This window comes from Mucilaginibacter corticis (assembly GCF_007558865.1).
Taxonomy (GTDB): domain Bacteria; phylum Bacteroidota; class Bacteroidia; order Sphingobacteriales; family Sphingobacteriaceae; genus Mucilaginibacter; species Mucilaginibacter corticis.
Genome location: NZ_VLPK01000003.1, coordinates 662,807 through 683,887, shown reverse-complemented (window position 1 = coordinate 683,887; position 21,081 = coordinate 662,807). Strand labels below are relative to the sequence as shown.

General features: G+C 50.1%; 23 protein-coding genes. 20 read left to right on the top strand and 3 right to left on the bottom strand.

Annotated features, from left to right (window positions below):
• Positions 1 to 5 precede the first annotated feature (5 nt).
• The 5 genes from FO440_RS18550 to FO440_RS18530 are packed head-to-tail and all read left to right on the top strand — an operon-like array spanning position 6 to position 4,352.
• Positions 6 to 1,460: a SusD/RagB family nutrient-binding outer membrane lipoprotein gene (locus FO440_RS18550; RefSeq protein WP_144249776.1), complete on the top strand. Its 1,455-nt coding sequence runs from the start codon at positions 6 to 8 to the stop codon at positions 1,458 to 1,460.
• A 12-nt stretch (positions 1,461 to 1,472) separates the two neighbouring features.
• Positions 1,473 to 2,672, top strand: coding sequence for a peroxiredoxin family protein (locus FO440_RS18545; protein ID WP_144249775.1), 1,200 nt, complete (start codon positions 1,473 to 1,475; stop codon positions 2,670 to 2,672).
• Entirely contained in the window at positions 2,665 to 2,949 is a 285-nt protein-coding gene (locus tag FO440_RS18540; RefSeq protein ID WP_144249774.1) for a hypothetical protein, read from the top strand. Before FO440_RS18545 ends, FO440_RS18540 begins: the two co-directional genes overlap by 8 nt.
• Before the next feature lie 16 nt (positions 2,950 to 2,965).
• The gene (locus FO440_RS18535) at positions 2,966 to 3,634 is read left to right on the top strand and encodes a sulfatase-like hydrolase/transferase (protein ID WP_186292720.1); all 669 of its coding nucleotides are present in this window, start codon (positions 2,966 to 2,968) and stop codon (positions 3,632 to 3,634) included.
• A complete protein-coding gene (locus tag FO440_RS18530; protein ID WP_186292719.1) occupies positions 3,588 to 4,352 on the top strand; it encodes a sulfatase-like hydrolase/transferase in 765 nt (254 codons plus the stop codon). The genes FO440_RS18535 and FO440_RS18530 overlap by 47 nt, the downstream gene beginning before the upstream one ends.
• A gap of 282 nt (positions 4,353 to 4,634) precedes the next feature.
• Here FO440_RS18530 and uvrA read toward each other — a convergent pair whose 3' ends face one another.
• Positions 4,635 to 7,145: an excinuclease ABC subunit UvrA gene (gene uvrA / locus FO440_RS18525; protein ID WP_144249771.1), complete on the bottom strand. Its 2,511-nt coding sequence runs from the start codon at positions 7,143 to 7,145 to the stop codon at positions 4,635 to 4,637.
• 86 nt (positions 7,146 to 7,231) lie between these two features.
• Here uvrA and FO440_RS18520 point away from each other — a divergent pair, with 86 nt between their 5' ends.
• Positions 7,232 to 8,005, top strand: coding sequence for a DNA-formamidopyrimidine glycosylase family protein (locus FO440_RS18520; protein WP_144249770.1), 774 nt, complete (start codon positions 7,232 to 7,234; stop codon positions 8,003 to 8,005).
• A 199-nt stretch (positions 8,006 to 8,204) separates the two neighbouring features.
• Here FO440_RS18520 and FO440_RS18515 read toward each other — a convergent pair whose 3' ends face one another.
• Together FO440_RS18515 and FO440_RS18510 are read right to left on the bottom strand one after the other, a co-directional pair.
• Positions 8,205 to 10,295, bottom strand: a complete 2,091-nt coding sequence (locus tag FO440_RS18515; protein ID WP_144249769.1) for a sensor histidine kinase — start codon at positions 10,293 to 10,295, stop codon at positions 8,205 to 8,207.
• A gap of 92 nt (positions 10,296 to 10,387) precedes the next feature.
• Entirely contained in the window at positions 10,388 to 11,854 is a 1,467-nt protein-coding gene (locus tag FO440_RS18510) for an aminotransferase-like domain-containing protein (protein ID WP_144249768.1), read from the bottom strand.
• 128 nt (positions 11,855 to 11,982) lie between these two features.
• Between FO440_RS18510 and FO440_RS18505 the strand changes: the two genes are divergently transcribed.
• The 14 genes from FO440_RS18505 to FO440_RS18440 all read left to right on the top strand — a co-directional run bounded on the left by FO440_RS18505 (position 11,983) and on the right by FO440_RS18440 (position 21,075).
• A complete protein-coding gene (locus FO440_RS18505; protein WP_144249767.1) occupies positions 11,983 to 12,327 on the top strand; it encodes a YciI family protein in 345 nt (114 codons plus the stop codon).
• Position 12,328: 1 nt separating this feature from the next.
• Positions 12,329 to 12,727 (top strand): GNAT family N-acetyltransferase, encoded by a 399-nt coding sequence (locus tag FO440_RS18500; RefSeq protein ID WP_144249766.1) that lies wholly within the window; start codon positions 12,329 to 12,331, stop codon positions 12,725 to 12,727.
• A 573-nt stretch (positions 12,728 to 13,300) separates the two neighbouring features.
• Complete coding sequence (locus FO440_RS18495; RefSeq protein ID WP_144249765.1) at positions 13,301 to 13,672, top strand: plasmid mobilization protein; 372 nt, start codon at positions 13,301 to 13,303, stop codon at positions 13,670 to 13,672.
• A 58-nt stretch (positions 13,673 to 13,730) separates the two neighbouring features.
• Positions 13,731 to 14,633 carry a relaxase/mobilization nuclease domain-containing protein gene (locus tag FO440_RS18490; RefSeq protein WP_186292718.1) on the top strand — a complete coding sequence of 301 codons (903 nt, stop codon included), beginning with the start codon at positions 13,731 to 13,733 and terminating at the stop codon, positions 14,631 to 14,633.
• Positions 14,630 to 15,262 carry a ParA family protein gene (locus FO440_RS18485; protein ID WP_144249763.1) on the top strand — a complete coding sequence of 211 codons (633 nt, stop codon included), beginning with the start codon at positions 14,630 to 14,632 and terminating at the stop codon, positions 15,260 to 15,262. The genes FO440_RS18490 and FO440_RS18485 overlap by 4 nt, the downstream gene beginning before the upstream one ends.
• Positions 15,255 to 15,560 (top strand): hypothetical protein, encoded by a 306-nt coding sequence (locus FO440_RS18480; RefSeq protein ID WP_144249762.1) that lies wholly within the window; start codon positions 15,255 to 15,257, stop codon positions 15,558 to 15,560. Before FO440_RS18485 ends, FO440_RS18480 begins: the two co-directional genes overlap by 8 nt.
• The gene (locus tag FO440_RS18475; RefSeq protein WP_144249761.1) at positions 15,557 to 15,829 is read left to right on the top strand and encodes a hypothetical protein; all 273 of its coding nucleotides are present in this window, start codon (positions 15,557 to 15,559) and stop codon (positions 15,827 to 15,829) included. The genes FO440_RS18480 and FO440_RS18475 overlap by 4 nt, the downstream gene beginning before the upstream one ends.
• Positions 15,830 to 15,831: 2 nt before the next feature.
• On the top strand, positions 15,832 to 16,071 hold the full coding sequence (locus tag FO440_RS18470) for a DUF4134 family protein (RefSeq protein ID WP_144249760.1): 240 nt from the start codon (positions 15,832 to 15,834) through the stop codon (positions 16,069 to 16,071).
• Between the two features lie 60 nt (positions 16,072 to 16,131).
• Positions 16,132 to 16,404 (top strand): DUF4134 family protein, encoded by a 273-nt coding sequence (locus FO440_RS18465; protein WP_246104260.1) that lies wholly within the window; start codon positions 16,132 to 16,134, stop codon positions 16,402 to 16,404.
• Complete coding sequence (locus FO440_RS18460; RefSeq protein ID WP_144249758.1) at positions 16,404 to 16,700, top strand: plasmid transfer protein; 297 nt, start codon at positions 16,404 to 16,406, stop codon at positions 16,698 to 16,700. Before FO440_RS18465 ends, FO440_RS18460 begins: the two co-directional genes overlap by 1 nt.
• Positions 16,678 to 19,101: a TraG family conjugative transposon ATPase gene (locus FO440_RS18455; protein ID WP_144249757.1), complete on the top strand. Its 2,424-nt coding sequence runs from the start codon at positions 16,678 to 16,680 to the stop codon at positions 19,099 to 19,101. Before FO440_RS18460 ends, FO440_RS18455 begins: the two co-directional genes overlap by 23 nt.
• The gene (locus FO440_RS18450; protein ID WP_144249756.1) at positions 19,098 to 19,760 is read left to right on the top strand and encodes a hypothetical protein; all 663 of its coding nucleotides are present in this window, start codon (positions 19,098 to 19,100) and stop codon (positions 19,758 to 19,760) included. The genes FO440_RS18455 and FO440_RS18450 overlap by 4 nt, the downstream gene beginning before the upstream one ends.
• The gene (locus tag FO440_RS18445; protein ID WP_144249755.1) at positions 19,757 to 20,419 is read left to right on the top strand and encodes a hypothetical protein; all 663 of its coding nucleotides are present in this window, start codon (positions 19,757 to 19,759) and stop codon (positions 20,417 to 20,419) included. Before FO440_RS18450 ends, FO440_RS18445 begins: the two co-directional genes overlap by 4 nt.
• Entirely contained in the window at positions 20,416 to 21,075 is a 660-nt protein-coding gene (locus tag FO440_RS18440) for a hypothetical protein (RefSeq protein WP_144249754.1), read from the top strand. The genes FO440_RS18445 and FO440_RS18440 overlap by 4 nt, the downstream gene beginning before the upstream one ends.
• Positions 21,076 to 21,081: the final 6 nt, after the last annotated feature.

Genomic DNA, 21,081 nt, shown 5'->3' with positions numbered 1-21,081 from the left:
TAATCATGAAACTTAAATACATATTCTTAATATTTTCCGGCTCGCTAATGTTGCTTACAGCCGCGTCTTGCAAAAAAGAGCTGGTAGACATTAATAAAAATCCAAACGCAACACAAAACCCACAGCCGGACTACCTGTTGACCGCAGCTATAAAAAACACGGCTGACACTTATTGGGGTACGGCCAATAACATGGATGCCAGCCTGCTGTTTGTACAATACTGGGCAAAAATTCAATACACAGATCCCGACAGGTATATCTACAGCAATACCTCTTTCCAGGACCTGTGGGGCATCGGTTACTCCAAGAGTATAGTTAACCTTAACAAGATCATTAGTTTGGCAGATGCCCAGGCAAACCCTAATTACAAGGGCGTGGCGCTGGTTTTACGGTCATGGGTGTTTACTTTGCTTACCGATCAATATGGCGATATTCCGTATAAACAAGCTACCAATATAGAGCAATACCTAACGCCTGCGTATGACAAGCAAAGAGATGTTTATTTTGCCTTGCTGGATGATCTGAAAGCTGCAGAAGCTGATCTTGACCCCAAAGGCAAAGCCATTGCAGGTGATCTGATCTACGGTGCATCTGCCAATAATATCACACAATGGAAAAAATTTGCCAACTCGCTTCGCTTAAGAATCGCACTCCGTATTTCCGACCGTGAACCGGATAAAGCCAGGCAGGTTTTAGCCGACGTACAAACAGAGGGAAGCGGTTATATTAATTCAAATGCGGACATCGCGGAACTAGTGTACCTGGATTCTCCTAATCAGAACCCCATCAGCAACTTATTTGATACGCGTGATGATTACCGCATCAGTAAAACCATCGTCGATAAATTAGTTGAACTAAAAGATCCGCGTTTACCTATTTATGCAAGTCCTACGAAAGACGCTACGCCGCAAACCTACGTAGGGATACCCAACGGCTTGTTAGTTGGCGATGCCAGTAACCTGGGATTCACTAAAACTTCTAAACCGGGTGTCTATTTTTTGGCACCGCATGCACCCGCCGTTATTATCAGCTATGCCGAGGTACTGTTTGACCAGGCCGAAGCCGTGGCACGTGGCCTAATCACCGGCAACGCTGCCGATCTGTATAACCAGGCGGTAACGGCATCTTTAAATCAATACGGTATTACAGAAAGTACCACCGTTAATACATACCTGGCCCAGGCTTCAGTAAAATACGACGCTTCGAACTATAAAAAATCTATCGGTAATCAAAAATGGATTGCACTTTTTGGCCAGGGGCTTGAGGCTTTTGCCGAATGGCGAAGATTAGACTATCCGCAATTAACACCTGCGGTGGCGGGTACGCTGAATGGTAAAATTCCGGTTCGGTTTATTTATCCGGGGACAGAGCAGTCTTTGAATGGTGCCAGCTATAAGGCGGCCATAACAGACCAGGGGCCTGATCTGCTTACTACCAAACTTTGGTTTGATGTAAATTAAAGATTGGAGAATATGAAAGGTTTTAAATTATTCATACTGTTCGTCTTTATTTCCTCCGCCGGTTTTGCGCAAGGCGCAGGCTCTTACCGGGGCGTTTTAAAGTTGCCAAATGGGAGCGAGGTCCCCTTCAACTTTGAGATCAAGAATAATAACGCTTACTTTATCAACGGTAAGGAACATTTTGCTGCCAGCGGCCTGCGGAAAGTGAACGATTCTTTGTTTATTAATTTTGACCAGTTTGACAACGAACTGGCTTTAAAAATAGAGGGTAAACAGCTTACCGGCCTGCTGCGCAAAAAGGATGGCAGCGGGCACGCTACGTCGGTGACCGCTACTTATGGAGATACTTACAGGTTTAGAGATAAGGGCAAAAAACCAGCCGGAGATATTACCGGAAAGTACGATGTTAGCTTTGAGAGAGCCGGCGAAAGTGATGAAAACAAAGTAGGCTTGTTTAAACAAGAAGGCAATAAACTTTATGCTACCTTTCTGAGCATTAGCGGCGACTCCCGCTACCTGGAAGGCATCGTTGAGGGGAATAGCTTTTACCTGTCCTCCTTTATTGGCAGCGGCCCCGCTTATTACACCGGCACATTTGACAATAGCGGCCATGTCACCGGTACGGCTAATGGCAGGAGCTTTAAAGCTCTTAAGAACGTAAATGCAGCTTTGCCGGATCCCTATAAACTCACTTACCTGAAAGATGGGTATACCACATTCGACTTTTCCCTGCCGGATATCAACGGCAATAACGTATCACTGAAGGACGATCAATTTAGAAACAAAGTGGTTATTGTGACTATTGGCGGTACCTGGTGCCCTAACTGTATGGATGAGGCCGCATTTATGGCGCCCTGGTATGAGAAAAATAAAAACCGTGGTTTGGCCATTGTCGGGGTACAGTTTGAGCGCAAAATGGATCAAGCCTACGTGCACAAGGCGATGGAGAATTTTAAGAATCGCTTTGGAATTGGTTACACGGAAGTTTTTGGAGGCTTAGCGGACAAAAATGCGGTGGCGCAGGCTTTTCCGGCGCTGAATACTTTTCTGTCTTTTCCAACCATTCTTTTTATTGACAAAAAAGGAAAAGTAGATCAGATTTATACAGGATTTACGGGGCCTGCTACGGGGAACTATTACCAGCAGTTTATAGAAGATTTTAACGAAGAAATTGATAAGCTCCTTGCAGAAAAATTTAAGCGACATGGATAATTACACCTTTGAGATGTTTTATGATGTTTACTGGACCGCCGTCTACCAGGCAGCCTGTAAGCGATTGAGCGATCCGGTTAAAGCTTCAGCATTGACCAGGCAGGTGTTTGAAGAGCTTCGAATTTGTACAGATAAAGCCTCCGTCAAAGATGCGTTGATGTTTTTGTTAAGAGGTATTCAAAGTAAAGTCCACCAGCTCAAAATCAGGGAATGTACGGAGATTGTTTATCCTCCCCTGAAAATATTCAATGGTACCATTGTCTCTTATGCGAATTAACAGCTTAATTAGCGGAGTGTCACTGTGCCTGCTGTTTTTCGCATCAGCAGCATTGGCGCAGCGAAAGAAAAATGTATTGTTCATCGTTGTGGATGATCTGCGCCCGGCATTGGGTTGTTATGGTGACCCGAATGCCTTTTCGCCCTTTATTGATGATCTGGCAAGGCACGCCACGCTATTCAGATCCGCCTATTGCCAGCAAGCGGTATGCGCGCCTTCCCGGGCCTCCTTTATGACCGGCAAAAAGCCTGACCACACCAAAGTCTGGAATTTGGAAACGCATTTTCGTACCGCACTCCCCAATGTGGTTACCTTGCCGCAGTACTTTAAGAACCATGGTTATTATGCCCGGCAGATCGGAAAGATTTATCACGATCCCCTGGCAGCCCAGGATCCGCCTTCATGGAGCGCGCCCGGGTTATATGGGGTTACCACTAATCTGGGTAAGTACGTTTTGGATTCCAACCTGGTACATGCGCCGAAAGCAACCGTCTCCGAAGCCGCAGATGTGCCTGACAGCGCTTACATCGATGGAATGGTCGCCGCCGCAGCCGTAAAGGAATTACAGCATATGAGTTCAAAACCATTTTTCCTGGCGGTAGGTTTCAGGCGGCCGCATTTGCCTTTTAGCGTGCCCCTTGCGTACTGGCAGGAACCAAAACAAAACATACCTGCTTTCACCTGACAGTGCCAAAGCTTTGAATGTGCCCAAATTTTCCATACATAATTCTGTTGAATTGCGCGGATATACGGATATTCCCAAACTGGATCCGATCAACAAAGAATTATCAGCGAAACTGGTCAGGGGATATTACACGTCTGTAAGCTATACCGATAAACAGGTAGGAAAAGTGCTCGCGGAATTACACCGGCTCAAACTGGACAAAAACACAGTGGTTGTTTTACTCAGCGATCATGGTTTTCATCTTGGCGAACATGGGATGTGGGGTAAGACCACCAATTCAAAAACGGATACCCGGGTTCCCCTTATGATTTCCGATCCATCCCTGCGGTATCAGCCAAAAGCTTCAGACACGGTGGTGCAACTGATCGATCTTTATGCTACATTGAGCGATCTATGCGGTTTGCCGAAACCGGAGACTGACGGAAATAGTTTTGCCGCTATATTGAAAGCAAAAGCATACCGGGGCAGCGGGATGGCTTTCAGCCAGTTCCCGGATGATATGCAGTTTAAAGGGTATCCTAAGACAATGGGTTATGCCGTACATACCAACGCTTTTGGCTATACGGAATGGATCGACCTGAAAGCTGACACCATTGTAGCGCGTGAATTATATGATTACAAAACGGATCCCGCTGAGAACATTAACGTAGCTGAGACACCAAAATATAAAAAGATCAGACAGGCGTTTAACAGGCAGGTAAAGCTGTATAGAAAATAAACCTGAAGAGGCGGTTTTTTATCGACCATAGTTATTCCGGCATTCTCCGGGCTTTGCGGTCACTATGGCGCTGGTAAAGATATGTTTTTCAGTAACCTTCATCACCAGCTTCGCAAGTGTCAACGCCATTGGCGCGGCTCTTGCAAAGTTGTTGGACAAAACGATGAATGTCTACACCTTTAATTAGTTGTTCCCCGGCGTAGATCACACCATCCATATCGATCATTAAGCCATGCTTTGTCTGAGTTCCCCTTTAGTTAATCCATTGTCGGGCCCGGATTTTTATTTTAGCTGTTTGGCCAGGTAGGGCGCAGTGCGGCTGGCGTTATGCCGGGCGATAGCCGGAGGTGTCCCGGTGGCGACGATCTGTCCACCATCTTCACCGGCACCCGGCCCAATATCGATCACCCAGTCGCTGGCTGCGATAACGCTCATATCATGCTCCACCAGGATTACGGTGTTCCCTGCATCCACCAGGCGGTTCAGTTGCAGCATGAGCCGTTCGACATCCGAAGGATGCAGGCCCGTAGTGGGCTCGTCTAAAATGTAAAGTGTTTGCCCGTGCTGCGCGCGCTGCAGTTCGGTGGCCAGCTTGATGCGCTGCGCCTCACCGCCGGACAGTTCGGTGGCCGGCTGACCTAAGCGCAGGTAACCGAGACCGACTTCGCGGACGACCTCCAGCGCGCGGCTGATGGCGGGCTCTTCATCAAAGAAATTGGCCGACTCGTCTACGGTCAGGGCCAGCACTTCGGCGATGTGCTTGTCTTTATATTTTACTTCGAGCGTTTTGGGATTATAACGCGTACCGCTGCAGGTCGGGCAGGGCGTGTAAACGCTGGGCAGGAACAGCAGCTCCACCATGACAAAACCTTCACCTTCGCAATGCGGGCAGCGGCCCTTGGCTACGTTGAAGGAAAAGCGCCCGGCGTCGTATTTTTTAGCTTTCGCCATGGGTGTAGCGGCGAACAATTTGCGCACGTGATCGAACAGGCCGGTGTAGGTAGCCAGGTTAGATCGTGGCGTGCGGCCGATGGGTTTCTGGTCGACCACGACCAGGCGTTTGAGCTGATCCATACCGGCGTTGATGTGTCCCCCGGGCGTTTGGACCTCGGTTTGTTCGAGGGGGTCCGCGTCGGTTTCATCGGTGATATCTACCTTGACGCCTAAATGTTCGGCCACCAGTTCCACCATTACCTGGCTAACCAGGCTGCTTTTACCCGAGCCGGATACGCCGGTCACACTGGTCAATACCCCCAGCGGAAATTCCGCATTTAATTGGTAGAGGTTATTCCGGGTAACGCCCTCCAGTTTTAACCAGCCCTTGGGTTCCCGTGGATCGTTAGCCGGTTTGGCTGCTGCTCCGTAAATGTAATGCCGGGTCAGCGAAGCCTCAATCTCTTTTAAGCCTTCCGGTAATCCGCTATAGAGGATGTGGCCGCCTTTTTCGCCGGCCGCGGGGCCGACATCCACGATCCAGTCGGCATGCCGGATGACATCGATCTCGTGCTCCACAACAAAGAGTGAATTACCGGACGCCTTTAATTTATCCAGGGCCCTAAGCAAAGCTTCCGTATCGGCGGGGTGCAGACCTGCTGAAGGCTCGTCGAGCACATAGACCACACCAAACAGATTGGAGCGCACCTGAGTGGCCAGTCTTAAGCGCTGCAGCTCACCCGGCGACAAGGTCGGCGTACTGCGCTCGATGGTCAGGTAACCCAGGCCCAGGTCGAGCATCACCTGCAGCCGTGCTAAAAAATCTTCGGCGATACGTCTGGCGACAATTACTTTTTCCGGGTTTTTCGCTTCCAACTTTTTCAGTGCCGGTGCATCCCCCTTGGCATAGGGCTGGAAGATCGTCGCCAGTTTATTCAGCGCAAGTCCCGACAGTTCGGCAATATCATAGCCGGCAAATTTAATGCTGAGCGATTCCTGCTTCAGCCTTTTGCCGTGGCACAGCGGACATTCGCTGCTCAGCATATATTGGCTGACGCGCTTTTTCATCAGCGCGCTTTGCGAATTGGCAAACGTATGGCGCACATAGCGTCGGGCCCCGGTAAAGGTGCCCATGTAATCCGGCTGCCTTTTGTTTTTGATGAAGCGCTGGATCTCTTCGTGGGTGTAGCCGGAATAGACGGGCACAACCGGCTGTTCCTCAGTAAATAGGATCCAGTCCCGGTCTTTTCGGGGAATGTCCTTCCAGGGGAGATCAATGTCATAGCCCAGGGTCGTCAGGATGTCGCGCTGGTTCTGTCCCTGCCAGGCTGATGGCCAGGCGGCGATCGCCTTTTCACGGATGGTTAAGGTGTCATCCGGCACCATGGTTTGTTCGGTGATCTCGTAAACCTTGCCCAGCCCATGGCATTCGGGGCAGGCGCCTTCGGGTGTATTGGGTGAAAAGGATTCGGCATAGATAATACCTTGTCCTTCGGGGTAATCCCCGGCGCGGGAATAGAGCATGCGCAGCAGGTTAGATAAGGTAGTTACGCTGCCGACCGAAGAACGGGTGCTGGCCGAGCCGCGTTGCTGTTGCAAAGCCACGGCCGGCGGCAGGCCTTCGATCTCATCCACTTCAGGTATGGCCATCTGGTTGAACAGACGACGTGCATAAGGGGAAACGGATTCCAGGTAACGGCGCTGCGCCTCAGCGTAAAGTGTACCAAACGCAAGTGATGATTTTCCTGAGCCGGAAATACCGGTAAATACCACCAGCGCGTCTCGCGGAATTTCCAGGCTGACATTTTTGAGGTTATGTTCCCGCGCTCCCTTAACTTTTACAAACCCTTTAAATTCCATGCTTTGTTAACAAGTGCCCGGCGCCATTGTTTTTATGTTTCCGGGAACAGTTTAGCTGCTTCCCTGTTGACCTTAAAAAGACCATCATGGCTGAACTACCCGACCTGACCGTATTCGCGCAGATCCTTACCCGGAAATTCAAAGGCAAAGTCCTGGAACATGTAGAGGTGACCGTGGCTAAAAAACTCAATGTTACCGTAGCGGAACTAAAGTCAGCGCTGGAAGGTCGCGAGCTTTCCGGTGTTTCCCGTGAGGGTAAGACCCTGCAGTTTCATTTTTCCGGCGGCCAGGTTTTAGGGCTGCACCTGATGCTCCGGGGTGAACTCATCAGTTTGGACGGTGATGAAACGCCGCGCTTCCAGATCATGGCCTTTCATTTCAAAGGTGGCGGGGGCTTTGCGGTTGTTGACCTGCAAAAAGCCGCCACCCCAACTTTGCAGCCAAAACCCGCTAAGTCCCCGGATTCACTAGCGCTGGATAAAACCACTTTTGTGGCACTATTGGCTAAAAAACGTTCAGTGATCAAAACCCTGCTGATGGACCCAAAGGTAATGCGGGGAATAGGCAATTCTTATACCGACGAGATTCTCTATCATGCCCGCATTTCGCCATTTTCGGTCGCCAATGCGATTCCCGAAAAGGATGCGGTTCGGCTCTTCAAAAGTATCCGGGTGGTATTGGAAAAGGCAATTGCAGATATTGCCGAAGCCAACGGTGATGAACTTACAGGGGAATTGCGCGATTTTATGGCTATCCATAACCCTGCGTTAAAAGTGACGGCGAAAGGCGAAGAAATTATAAAGGATAAGATCGGCGGACGGACGACCTACTATACTAAGGCGCAGCAGTTATTTGTCTGAAGCGCTAAGCACACGAATAGTTTGGCGACCGGAACCCCCCGCATGTCAATGTAAATGAGGGGCCTGAAATACTGAAACACGGGCATAAATTGTTCCTCGTGTACGCTTCCAGCGGATGCTAATAACGGCAGATGCAAATAGTAATTTACTGGATCAACGTTCCTGGGCGAAATCTCCGGATCCGGTAATGATTAATAAATTAGCCCAGCGGCAGGCTGAAATAAAAAGTCGAACCCTTGCCGGTCTCGCTTTCGACCCAGATCCGGCCATCGTGCAGCTGCACGATCTGGGCGCTCAGGTACAGGCCGATCCCAAAACCGGCGATGTGTTGCGTATGTTCGGTTTTGACCCGGTAGTAGCGGTCGAAGATCTTATCGGTGTCCTCCGGCGCGATCCCCATACCCTCATCTTTGACGCTGACCGTTACGCTGACAGGGGAAGAGCTGCAGCTAACCGTGACCGTTTTACCCTTGTCTGAATACTTGATCGCGTTGCTAACCAGGTTGGAAATTACCGAACTGATCTTATCGCGGTCGGCGGCGATTTCCAGGAAGGGGCAGTTATCCAGCACCACAGGGTGGGTGCTCGCCGTCAGTTTGATCTCATCGACCACTTCCCTTAAAAGCCCGCCGATATCGAAGGTTGTTTTGATGATTTCGATCTTACCCGATTCCAGCCTGGATACATTCAGGAAACCATTGATCATACCGGTCATCCGTTTGATCTGCACGACGGCCTTATCCATCGCCTGGGCCAGGAAAGGATCCGGGTTATTTTTCAGTTTGACCTGGGCCAACTGGATCACTGCCGATAGGGAAGTGATCGGCGTTTTAAGTTCATGACTGGCCATGCCGATAAAATCATCCTTTTGCCGCTGAAGTTCCCGGCTCACCTCCAGCTCGGCTTCCAGCTGCAGTTTGATTCCCCGCAGTTCGCGCTCGCTCTGTTCCACCTGTTCCTTGGCCATTACCAGGTCAGTGATTTCCGCGGCAGTGTTCATCACGCCATAGATTTGTCCCAAGGTGTCCAGCAGCGGCGTGAAACTGTAATTGAAATAATAAGGCTGCAGTTTCCCGTCCACTACAATATCGACCCGCTGGTTACGGGCATGAAAAGCTTCACCCGTCATAAAGACCCGGTCCAGCTGCTCATAAATGCCGCTGCCTTCCAGTTCCGGTAAAATCTCATAATACGTCTGTCCGATCACCCCGGAACCCTTGCCCCAGACATCCAAAATAGCCTTGTTGGCCATGACGATCCGCATTTCCCGTCCCGCGTAGACCCCGATCGGGAAAGGCGCGCCGGCGACGATATTGCGGGCACGGTGCTCGCTGGCGATCAGCGCCTCGCGGTTTTCCAGCAGTTCCTCGTTCGTGGCCATATACTCCTCGTTGGCCGAAGCCAGCTCCTCGTTGATACTTACCAGTTCCTCGTTCAGCGCCTGGGTCTCTTCCTCGCTGGCAGCCAGCTCCCTTGTCCGCTCCTTTACCTTTTGCTCCAGGTTCTCATTGACAGCAACCAGCTCTTCCCTGGCCTCCGCCAGTTCGCCGTTGATCGCTGACAGTTCCTCATTCGCCGCCGTGATCTCCTCGTTCGCTGCCGTCAGCTCCTCGTTAAAAGCGGCCGTTTCTTCTTCCTTTCGCTGTAGTTCCACGCGCAGCCTGTCCTTCTCCCGGATATCGGCAGACACCCGGAAATAGGAAAACAGGCCGATCGCCAGGGCGATCAAAATAGCGCCGATGATCAGCACCGGCGTCCAGACAGCATAACGGTTCAAAAGACCCGAACGTTCCGCCAGTAAAGTTTGTTCCGCCTGCTCGGTCCGCTCGATCGCTTTCCGCAGGCTGTCCATCGCCGCTTTACCCGCATCCAGGTCCGATGCGCTGACCGGCAGGCCCTGCCGCTTTTTCGCTACGACCGCTTCCAAACCGGTCATCCGCTGCAGCATGACCGCCCTTACCGCCGCCATGTTTTTCTGCTGCTGTGCGTTGTCCCGGGTAAGGGCGGTGACCGCTCCGACTAATTGCAGCGCCTGCGGGTAAGCGCCCAGGTAAGGCGTCAGGAACTGCTCGCGGCCCGTCAGTAAATAACCGCGCTGGCCCGTTTCCGCATCCTTCATCAGCGACAAAGTCCGCTCAAGATTGAAAATGACCGCGTTGCTGTGCGCAACTGCCCGGTCGCTCTGCAGCAAATTCCGGATAAAAAAATAAGAAAGCAGGCCGACAGCGACCAGCATGATAAAAGAAAAACTGTAGCCCAGCTTTAAATTGCGGCTAAAACGGTGTTCCATAAGGGGCGATGCGAATACTGATCGCTAAAGTAAGCCATTTAACCCTTATTTTCAAGACCAAACGCGCACCAGTATGCCGGTCGATACAGCCATCAGATAATTTTACGCAGCGTTGTTACGATATGTTCAAGTTCCTCCGCGTTGGACGAGGCGAACCCGAGACGGAGCGCATGCGCCTTTGCGCCGGAAATACTTTGCCCCGAGCCGTCGTTCAGGAAAATGTCGTTTTTCAAAGCTGACGCGGCTAATTTCTTTAAATCGATTGCCGGGTCGAAGACCGTCCATACCGCCAGCCCACCCTCAGGAATCATGAAACTCACTTTATCTTCCAGGTGCCTTGTAAGTAAATTACAAAAGAGATCACGCCGCTCCCGGTAGGTGCGGATGGCTTTTCGCAAATGCCGCTGGATGATGCCCAGCTGCAATAGCTCCGCCATTGCATTTTCCAGTACAACATCACCCTGGCGATCAATGATCCGCCGCAATAAGGAAAGACTGGCGATGACATTCTCTGATCCTGCCAAATAGCCCACCCGGATCCCGGGGGCGATCGATTTATTAAATGATCCGCAATACAGCACCATCCCGGCATGATCGGCGCTCGCAAGCGGCATTAAGGGTTTATTCAGGTAATGGAAATCATAATCGTAATCATCCTCAAAAATAATAAAACGGTATTTTTCGGAAAGCCGGAGCAGTGCCAGGCGGCGGTCGGCACGGAGCGCTACGGTAGTGGGGTAATGGTGGTGTGACGTCACATACACCATCCGGAGCGTTTGCTGTGCGCATATTTCTTCCAGGCGCTCAGTTAGGATCCCGTGTTCGTCGACCGGGATCCGCACCAGCTTTGCGCCGGCCTGTAGGAAATTGGTATCGGCTGCCTTCCAGCCGGATGCGCCAACCGCTACCGTGTCGCCGGGTTTCAGCAGCGCAGTGCTCGCCAGGTAAAGCCCCATGATGGTACCCCTGGTGATCAATATATTTCCGGCGGTCGTTTTTAAGCCCCGGGTTTCATTCAAGTAATCGGAAAGCACCTCCCGCAGGCGGATCGAACCTTGTGGATCCCCGTAACCAAGACGCCCGAAAGCATGATTTGACCGCAGCTGGGTCTGGAAAGCCCTGGATAGTTCCTGTAGTGGCGCCAGCCTCAGATCCGGGTATCCGTCGTCAAGATGATAGGCCGTATCTATTTTTATAACCGTTCGCTGTAAGTGTTCCGCAGGCGCTAAAGCAAAGCCTGCCTTTTTGTTTGGGTCGGCGTTAAGAACCGGACGTTCGGAAAAGCTTTGGCTATCCGGTATCGGAAGCTGCCTGTTAACATATGTTCCGTGACCCCTTACCGATTGCAGCCAGCCCTGGGCGGTCAGGTCTTCGTAGGCCCTTACCACCGTCTTACGGTGTACAGCTAAGGCTATGGCCAGTGAACGGCTGCTCAGCAAGCGGTACCCGGGACCGATCGTTCCGTTTTTGATCAGCACCAGCAGCTGATCTGCGATTTGCAGGTAAACAGGCTGGGCTGCATATTTATCCAGTACGATCAGGGACGCCAGGGCTCGCATATTCAGTAATTGATGAGTAAATATAGATGTAAATGGGCAGATAGACAGATTGGACCCCCGAATATTTAAAAAGTGGACCATTCCCGTACGCCAAAAGGCATGTAGTTTTGTTGCTCAGAAAACAAAATATGAAAAAATTTATCGTATTATTCCGGGAGCCCGACGGGCGGACCGAAGAACATAGCCCGGAATTTGAAAGACAGCACAGGCAGCATTGGGAGGAATGGTTTTCTCAATGGCGCACGAGCGGCAAACTTGCAGGCGGAGACGCATTAACGCTCGAGGGACGGCTCCTCACCGGTAACGGCAACCTTGTTCAAAACAACATTCATCGTGTAGGAAGCGAAATTATAGGCGGATTTTTATTGCTGAACGCTACGGACCTCGATGAGGCTACAGCGATAACGGCCTCCTGTCCCATATATGAAGCCGGAGGTTATGCCGAACTGAGGGAATTTCAGCACAATTTCTAAAATGAATATTACTTACAAGACAACCGTAATACCTCCCGTGGAAGAAATTATCCGGGTTTACCGCAGCTCGGGGATCAACAGGCCGGTAACAGACCCGGCACGCATCCGGCAAATGTACACCAATTCAAATTTAGTAGTTACAGCCTGGCAGGAGGACCGACTCGTTGGCGTATCGCGGGCGCTGACAGATTTTTGCTATTGCTGCTACTTATCAGATTTGGCAGTTGATCTTGAATTTCAAAATCAGGGCATTGGCAGAAAACTGGTCAAACTCACCAGAGAGCGGCTGGGCGAATCGGTGACGCTGATCTTGGTGGCTGCACCCGAAGCCATCAATTACTATGAAAAAATCGGTATGATCAGAATTGACAATGGCTTCGTGATCAAAAGGGAGCGTTGATCACAAAATACGCCAAAACCTGGCCTATATACCACCCGCATACCCAGGTACCACGCAAATTTCCTGAAAAAAATAATTCCATACCAAGTTCCCAAACTTGGGAAAAGCCTCCCTTTCCTATCCCCAATTTTGAATCATCAATTAAGGCTCTTTGACATCCGGGAATGAAGTATTATCCTACCAGAACATAGGAAATACCGCGAAGCAAAACAGCGAAAGCGCGGTCGCAGGCGAGAGCCCGGTTTGTAGAAACCGAGATGAGTAGTTCCGAAAAAAATATTAAACCCTTGTTCGAGTTCAGCGAATGGTTCAAAAAACAAGGTCAACACGGGGGCGCAAGCCCCCTTTTTGTTGCCCGAAATTTCCCCGCTATAAAGTAGCCCGCCGCCATATTGCTGCACCCAATATTTCTTGCTATAAGGTAGCAGGCTGTCCCGCCGCAGGCCGGCACCCTGCTACAAAATAGCGGGCAACATTTTGGTTTTTCAAACGGCAAGATGTCGTTTTGTCCGACAGCCAAAACGGATCTTGCCCTCCGGGGGAATCAGTATCTCGGAACTCCATCCTTCTTTTATGAAAAACACGGAAAAACGTACCAGGAAAATTGATGCCCGTTTCACGGAGGAAGAATACAAGCTCGTGCTGGAAATGGAAAAGACTTTAGGTATCCGGAAAAGTGATTTGGTCAGAAATAGCTTATTGAAAAATAAAGCTGTTGTGATCAATGCCCGGGAGCTCATTGCCGGCCTGGATCAAGTAGGGGCGGAGTTAGGCAGATCGGGTAATAATATCAATCAGCTTGCAAAATATGCGAACATCCTGCAATTGAAAGAAATATTGTCGGCTGAAGTAGCTGAGCAGTTTAACGGATTGCTGGAACAATACCTCGGCCGTCAAAAAGAACTGGAGGTTGTCCTTCGAAAAATCATCAGGACGATGCTATAATGTAGCTGGCTACAAGATCGCCCGCTATCAAGTATCCCGCTATATGATCGTCCGCATTTTGGCATCTTCCGCCTCTTTTTCCGCGGTTACCTACAACACCGACAAAATTGACAGGGGACTCGGCGAGTTGATGAAGGTATCCGGATTTGGGATGCTGGGGGGCTTGCAGGATCTGCGGCCGGAAGATTACCGGAATGCTTTGAAAGCGGTTTCTGCCTTAAACAGGCGCGTTAAATCCCCGCAGTTCCATGCCACGATCTCCGCCGAAGGCAGAAGCTACGATAAAATCCAATTAACTGCGATCGCGGAAAAATGGCTGCAGGAAATGGGCTACGGTGATCAGCCCTACCTGATCGTATTTCATGGTGATACCGCTAATAACCATGTGCACATCGTTTCGACCCGTGTCAACCGGCAAGGGAAAAAGGTCAACAGCGATTTTGAAAAGTTACGGGCGGTAGCGGCGATGAACAGGATCATGCGGCAGGATCAAACGACCCTGATCGAAAAGGCCTTTGCCTATCGCTATTCGACAGTAGCCCAGTTCAGGATGCTCCTGAAAAACATGGGGGATGACGCGCCATTATCCGATCAGCTGGCAGGACGGGTGACTGAAGGATTGGCTGCCGATAAACCTGATCCGAAACGGGTCGCCTGGTTGAAAGCAATCCTGTTGAAATACCCCGATGAGGACTACCTGCGGCAGAAATTCGGTATCGTTTTGATCTTTCACGCCTCGGAAAACAAACCGCCTTATGGCTATTCCATCATCGATCACGCGGGAAAAGCAGTATACAAAGGGAGCGAAGTATTGCCTTTGAAACAATTGCTGGGCCAGTGGAAAACCGCGCAAACCGCGCAAGATGAACAGGTGCATATACCTAAGGTCAGCTTGCAAAGCGATGCCGATGATGAAGCCGTGCACGGCAAAAAACGAAAAAAGAAAAATAAAAAGCCATGATCATTATTATCGGGAACCAAAAAGGCGGCTGCGGAAAAAGCACCCTGACGATCTTACTGGCCAATTACCTGGCGATCGTCCGGAAATGCAAAGTGACCGTAATGGATATGGATTACCAGCAATCCGTCTGGCAGAAATACGAAAAAGCAAAGATCCTGGAAAATGAAGAACCCTACGAGGTGGTCGCATTGGAGCTGGAAACCTACCCGGGAATGAAAGAGATCCTGGCCGCCAATCCCGGTGATATCGCCCTGATCGATCTGCCGGGCAAGCTGGACGATGACGGGCTGCTGCCGGTTTTTAAATCTGCCGGGCTGGTGATCTGTCCCTTTGCCTATGATGAGTTCAGTTTTGAATCAACCATTTTATTTTCCGTCGTCTTGCGCAAAATAAATCCTGAAGTCAGGATCGTTTACGTTCCCAACCGGATCAAGGCGAATGTGAAATATGAGACCCAGGCCGATGTGGACGAACAATTGAAAAAGTTCGGTAGCGTTACCGGCTGCCTGCCGGACCGCATCGATTTCCAGCGCACCAGCACGCTCCAGACCCCGCTGTCGGTTTACCCGATCGTCCTGCCGGTTTTTGATAAGATCTATAAAGAACATATCCACCAAGAACATGAATAAAATGAAAACGCTGGCCGACCAGCTCCGGGACCGGATGGCCAAACCCGATACACCGCTGCCCGGCGAAAAGCCGACCGCACCTGTTATTGAATCGCTCCGGGCCTATGATATGAACGGGCATAAAAGCGTGGTGCATTCCCGATTTGATGAAGCAACCGCCCGTACCCTTCATCATTTTAAAATGGCGACGGGAGTTGAGGTCAACCGCCTGATCTGTTATTCCGTGAAAGTGCTGCTCGAACAGCACCCCGAGATCAAAACCATTGTTAAACAATACCTTCAAAAACTCGAATTATGAACTGGTTACATTTCTGCCTTTGGGTCTGCGGCATTTATATGCTGTATTACCTCGCCATCATCTTTATGGACCTCGCCCGTGCTAGGGCGCCGGCGGGAACTCCGGAGAACGAACTCAGCTTTTCCCCGGAAGTGCTGAAAGCAGCGGAGCCGGTATCCCGGGCTAAGCCGCAGCCATCCATGATCGCCTCCGGTGGCAGGAGCCTGAAAGAAACCTTCGGGCTGGCCAGGCAGGATATGCTCGTTTACACCCGTGCCGTCAGCTTTTAGTCATGCAGCCGGGAATCGACGAAATGAACCAGGTAAGCAGGGACTTAACGAGCACTTATTTTTCGGCTTTTGACTGTTGCCTGGTGCTGGCCGCGATCCTGGGAATTGCCGGCGCGGTCAGGATTTATCACAACTGGCAGATGGGCCAACGGGAAATTACCGCTGACGTGGCCGCCTGGTTCTTTGCCGCCATTTTTATGGTACTTTCAGGCGCCTTCCTGCGCGCCCTGTTTGGTATCTGATATTCATCTTATTTATCTTTTTAATCCATGAAAACTTTAAAAAAAATCTGGGCGACAGTCGTGCTGTTCGTCCTTGCAAGCATCACTGCCTTTGCACAAAGCGGGGTTAACGGCCTGAACACCGCTACCACCACCCTAAAAACTTATATCGACCCGGTGACCACCATAACTTTGGTGATAGGCGGGATTGTTGGTATCATCGGCGCCATTCGCGTCTATTCCAAATGGAACAGCGGCGACCAGGATATTAATAAGGAACTGATGGGCTGGGGCGGGAGCTGCGTCTTCCTGGTGGTTTCTTCCTTAGTGGTCAAAGCGTTTTTCGGGCTCTGATGGCAAAGCAATTCCCGGTGTATAAGGGGCTGCAAAAGCCCCTTATCTTTCGCGGTTTCCGCGGCAAATTCATTTACTGGGGGATCGGCTCCCTGCTGGCGGGTTTGGTCATCGGCGCCCTGACGATGTCGCTGGTCAATATGTGGCTGGGCGCGATCCTGCTGATCGGCAGCATTACCGGGGGCTTGTTGTTTACAGCCTCACGGCAAAAGAAAGGTTTGCACACCAAGACCCGGAGTAAAAAAATTTATATTCTTAACCAGATCAACCATTATGGCCGGAAAAACACAATTTGAGATGCCATTTATCGGGGTCGATACCAAAGGGGAATATGACCTGCTGATCGGTGCGGGAGGTGACTACTCCGTGATCCTGAAAATGACCAACCCGGTGATCCGGTATTCAGCTTACCCTGCCGGTTACGATGAGTTCCATCATGCTTTGATCAATGTCGTAAAAGTACTGGGTGACGGCTACCTGCTGCAAAAGCAGGATATCATCAGCCGGACAAATTATCATGCAAAAAAAGCGGAAAGCTATTTACAGCAACGTTATAACGCGCATTTTGAAGGCCGTGAATTCATGCAGGTCACTACTTACCTGACCATTACCAAACGTATCAAAAAGAATTCCTTTTATGTATTTGACCCCAAATCGTTAAGGGAATTCCGGCAGGCTGTTGTAAAGGTACTTGATATTTTGACCGGCGCCATCGTATTGAAGGAGGCGGAGATCAATTTGCTTTTATTGCAAGTGCTCAGCATGGACTTTAGTTCTGAAAATATTTCCCTTAATAATTTAAGCCCGAATGACAACGAAGTGCAGATGGGAGAGGTCGCTGCAAGAAGCATCAGCCTGGTCAATATCGACAGTGTGGACCTCCCGCCGCAGGTAGCAACGCATATCGAAATGCACGATAAGGAGAGTTTGAAGGGTTTCCCGCTGGACCTGTTTGCTTTTCTGTTTAAAGTTCCCGGCTGCCGCTCGATTGTTTACAACCAGGTGATCGACGTCATCGGGCAGCCAACCATGCTGCGAAAACTGGAACAAAAGAAAAAGCGGCATTCCGGCATTCCGGACCCCGCGAATGATCTCTGCGTCGAGGATATCGACCTGTTATTAAATGATGTCGCCCGTGAAAATCAATTGGTGGTCAACTGCCATTTTAATATGCTGGTGGTTGCCCCGCAGGATAAATTAGACAAGGCGGCCAACTTTATCGAAAGTTCACTTTTTAATTTGGGGATCCAGCCCAGCAAAAGCGCGTACAACCAGTTGGAGCTGTTTCGTTCGGCCATTCCCGGGAACGCGGTGGAACTGAAAGAATACGACTGGTTCCTGACCACCAGCGACGCCGCGGCCTGTTTCTTTTTTAAAGAATCACTGCAAAAAGATGAGCCCTCTGATTTTTTGATCCGTTTTACGGATCGTCAGGGGATCCCGGTAGGAATGGACCCCGCTGATTTACCGATGCGTACCGGCAGGATCAATAACCGGAACAAATTCGTTTTGGGACCTAGCGGAAGCGGCAAATCATTTTTCATGAACGCGCTGGTGGAGCAATATATCCAATACCGGATGGACGTGGTGATCATTGATGTGGGGCATTCCTATTCGGGCTTATGCGCTTATTTTAAGGGGAAGTATATTACTTATACTGATCAAAAGCCGATCACGATGAATCCCTTTGCGATCAAAGCAGGCGAGTACAATATTGAAAAGAAAGATTTTTTAATTACGCTCATTGGCTTACTTTGGAAAGGGGCGGATGGTACCCTGTCAACCATAGAGCGCGACGTCCTGTCGGCCTTAGTGAGTGCCTATTACACAAAGAAATTTAATGAAAATGCACCGGAGCTCAATTTCAATACTTTTTATGAATATGCTTTAGACAAGATCCCGGAGATCAAACGCGAAGAAGCGATCCCGTTTGACTTGGAGGAATTTCGCTATGTGCTGAAAAAGTTTTACCGTGGGGGCGAGTTTGAGGCGATCCTGAATGAAGCGGTTGATGATTCGCTCTTTGAAGAACCTTTTATCGTCTACGAGATCGACAATGTCCAGAACCATAAAATTTTGTTCCCGATCGTTACGCTCATCATCATGGACGTGTTTATCCAGAAAATGCGCTACCGGACCGGCCGCCGCAAATGTCTGATCGCGGAGGAGGCCTGGAAGGCCATCGCCAGCCCGATCATGGCTTCCTACCTGGTGTATCTGTATAAAACGGTCCGGAAGTTTTGGGGTGAGGCCATCGTCGTCACCCAGGAACTGGGCGATATTCTGGGTAACCCGATTGTGAAAGACAGCATCATCAGCAATTCAGATACGATCTGTCTCCTCGACCAGACCAAGTTCCGGGATAATTATAATGAAATCGCCGCTTTACTTTCTATCAATGAGATTGAACGCCGCAAGATCTTTACCATTAACCAGTTGGACAACACCGAAGGCCGCGGCCGTTTTAAAGAGGTCTATATGCGTCGCGGTGCCGTTGGCGAGGTCTATGGCGTTGAAGTCAGCCTGGAACAATACCTGACCTTCTCTACGGAAAAACCCGAAAAGTCGGCGATCGAAATTTACGCTAAAAATTACGGTTCTTATCCCGGCGCTTTGGACGCCTTTGTCCGCGATCTTAAAGCAAGCAACTTGTCACTCCCCGCATTTATTAACCAAGTTAATTCAACAAAACCATGAAAAATTTAATGCTGCTCGTGTGCTGCCTTTGTGCAGGCAACGCTTTTGCACAGGAGCTCGTCGTCGACCCGGTTACCTCCGCCGCTATCGTCGGTAATACGATGAGTATAAACGGCCAACTGGGCACCACCAATGACCGGCTGAGCCTGATCCAGAAAGGACAATTAGCCGTGACGGGACAACTGGTGATCGTTAACGACATGCAAAATAAAATTTATAAAGGGCTCAGTGAAGTCGCCTCCGTCATCAACAACCTCTCTACGATTAAAGAGATCGCCGAATGCGGAACGGATATAGTAAACGATGTCGGCCAGGCCGTGCAGCTCGCCAAAACCGATCCGGTCCTGCTGCTGTTCGCCGAACAGGGCGCCAGGGATTTCGAGACCCGGGCGGCTGTGCTGGCGGCGGATGTCAGCGCCTTTGTACTTAAGGGCGGGAGCGATAACCTGATGGATTCGGGCGAGCGGAGTAAAATGCTGAACCATATCGCAGATGAATTGCGGATCCTGCGCGGGATCGCTTACGGCATGGGACGGTCCATGTACTGGGCAAAATTAAACGGGATTTTCCGTTCGCTCAATCCCTGGGCAGCCTGGCAGAACCAGGACGTGCGGATCGCGAACGATGTCTTGAATAACGCCAAATACCTCAAACCATGAAAAAGCTATTGTATATCATCATCTTTCTAGGTCCGTTTGGTGGATTTGCGCAGCGCAGCACCTTGGACATAGCCAGCATGCACCTGCTGATCGACCAGTCCATTGATGAAAATAAACAACAAGTCAAAGCTAAAAACCAGCAAATCACAGCAGCTGCCAACGAACAGGCGAACCTGACCTTGCTCGATAAGTTGAAACTCAGGTACCGTCAACTACAGCAACGCTATAATGCTTTGGGAACGGCGATCAACGTGGCAGATATCGACATCTACGCGACGCCTATGGTCAACCGCATCATCAGTAACCAGGCGGCGATCATCAAACTGGCTGAAAAGAACCCGGCGCTGATCGCTTTGGGTTTGCAGACCGAAATAGAATTTGCCGGGTGCGCCAGGGACCTGGCGGGTTATATCGCAGGGCTGACCATTAGTATTGGCGACGTCAACCAATTAAAAGCCTCGGATCGTAAATTGCTCTTTGAATACGTGCTCAGCGAATTGAGCCGTATCCAGGATATTTCGGGCACGCTCGTGAATAACCTGCAATATGCCACGCTCAGTGACCTTCTGAAAGCCGCGAATCCCTTTCAGAATTTTGTCAATGCCGATAGGACTATCAGTAAAGAGATCATTCAAAATGCCAAATATCTTAAGCCATGAAAATAAAGATTTTAATCTCCGGCCTTTTTCTTTCGGCTCATTGCTTTGCGCAGGAATATGTTGTTGACCCAAAGGTTTATGAGTCCGTACTTTCCAATGCCGCGGTGCGCAGTTCGGCGGAAGTGACGCACCAGCAATATTTGGGAAAGATCAGTACCAGCCTGGATAACATCAACCTGAACGTTGGTTCGGTTGTACTGGCGCAGACCATGATCTATGAGGCTTTATCCAATGTGAACTCCGCGCTCAAAAACGGCCTTGCAGTCAAAAATCTTGCGGTCATCGTTGCAGATATTACTTCTTATTCCGGTCAGTGCCTTACGTTGGCAAGATCAGATCCGGCGCTGTTGTTATTTGCGACCAATATTTCCGCTCAAATGAAGCTGAAGGCCACCGCGCTGGTCGGTGATGTTTCCGGCTCTATTTTAAACTCAGGTGGCAATATGTTGGCCGATTACAATGCCCGGGACGAATTGCTCCGGAAAGTGATCACCCAGCTGCAGGTCCTCGACGGGTTGGCTTACGGTGCCTGGCGGGCGATGTACTGGGCTAGGGAAAAAGGCACCATCGCCGCGCTCAATCCATTTGCCGGCTTTATCTATAAAGACAAGTTGTTTGTCCAACAAATTATTTCAAACGCTAAATATTTAAAGTAAATTGCA

Bases quoted from the DNA above. Each gene is read 5' to 3' on its own strand.
- FO440_RS18540 (WP_144249774.1), top strand. From the start codon at position 2,665: ATGGATAATTACACCTTTGAGATGTTTTATGATGTTTACTGGACCGCC.
- FO440_RS18480 (WP_144249762.1), top strand. From the start codon at position 15,255: ATGAATAAAATGAAAACGCTGGCCGACCAGCTCCGGGACCGGATGGCC.
- FO440_RS18450 (WP_144249756.1), top strand. From the start codon at position 19,098: ATGAAAAATTTAATGCTGCTCGTGTGCTGCCTTTGTGCAGGCAACGCT.
- FO440_RS18505 (WP_144249767.1), top strand. From the start codon at position 11,983: ATGAAAAAATTTATCGTATTATTCCGGGAGCCCGACGGGCGGACCGAA.
- FO440_RS18440 (WP_144249754.1), top strand. From the start codon at position 20,416: ATGAAAATAAAGATTTTAATCTCCGGCCTTTTTCTTTCGGCTCATTGC.
- FO440_RS18550 (WP_144249776.1), top strand. From the start codon at position 6: ATGAAACTTAAATACATATTCTTAATATTTTCCGGCTCGCTAATGTTG.
- FO440_RS18470 (WP_144249760.1), top strand. From the start codon at position 15,832: ATGCAGCCGGGAATCGACGAAATGAACCAGGTAAGCAGGGACTTAACG.
- FO440_RS18485 (WP_144249763.1), top strand. From the start codon at position 14,630: ATGATCATTATTATCGGGAACCAAAAAGGCGGCTGCGGAAAAAGCACC.
- FO440_RS18520 (WP_144249770.1), top strand. From the start codon at position 7,232: ATGGCTGAACTACCCGACCTGACCGTATTCGCGCAGATCCTTACCCGG.
- FO440_RS18515 (WP_144249769.1), bottom strand. From the start codon at position 10,295: ATGGAACACCGTTTTAGCCGCAATTTAAAGCTGGGCTACAGTTTTTCT.
- FO440_RS18510 (WP_144249768.1), bottom strand. From the start codon at position 11,854: ATGCGAGCCCTGGCGTCCCTGATCGTACTGGATAAATATGCAGCCCAG.
- FO440_RS18495 (WP_144249765.1), top strand. From the start codon at position 13,301: ATGAAAAACACGGAAAAACGTACCAGGAAAATTGATGCCCGTTTCACG.
- FO440_RS18475 (WP_144249761.1), top strand. From the start codon at position 15,557: ATGAACTGGTTACATTTCTGCCTTTGGGTCTGCGGCATTTATATGCTG.
- FO440_RS18445 (WP_144249755.1), top strand. From the start codon at position 19,757: ATGAAAAAGCTATTGTATATCATCATCTTTCTAGGTCCGTTTGGTGGA.
- FO440_RS18545 (WP_144249775.1), top strand. From the start codon at position 1,473: ATGAAAGGTTTTAAATTATTCATACTGTTCGTCTTTATTTCCTCCGCC.
- FO440_RS18455 (WP_144249757.1), top strand. From the start codon at position 16,678: ATGGCCGGAAAAACACAATTTGAGATGCCATTTATCGGGGTCGATACC.
- FO440_RS18460 (WP_144249758.1), top strand. From the start codon at position 16,404: ATGGCAAAGCAATTCCCGGTGTATAAGGGGCTGCAAAAGCCCCTTATC.
- uvrA (WP_144249771.1), bottom strand. From the start codon at position 7,145: ATGGAATTTAAAGGGTTTGTAAAAGTTAAGGGAGCGCGGGAACATAAC.
- FO440_RS18500 (WP_144249766.1), top strand. From the start codon at position 12,329: ATGAATATTACTTACAAGACAACCGTAATACCTCCCGTGGAAGAAATT.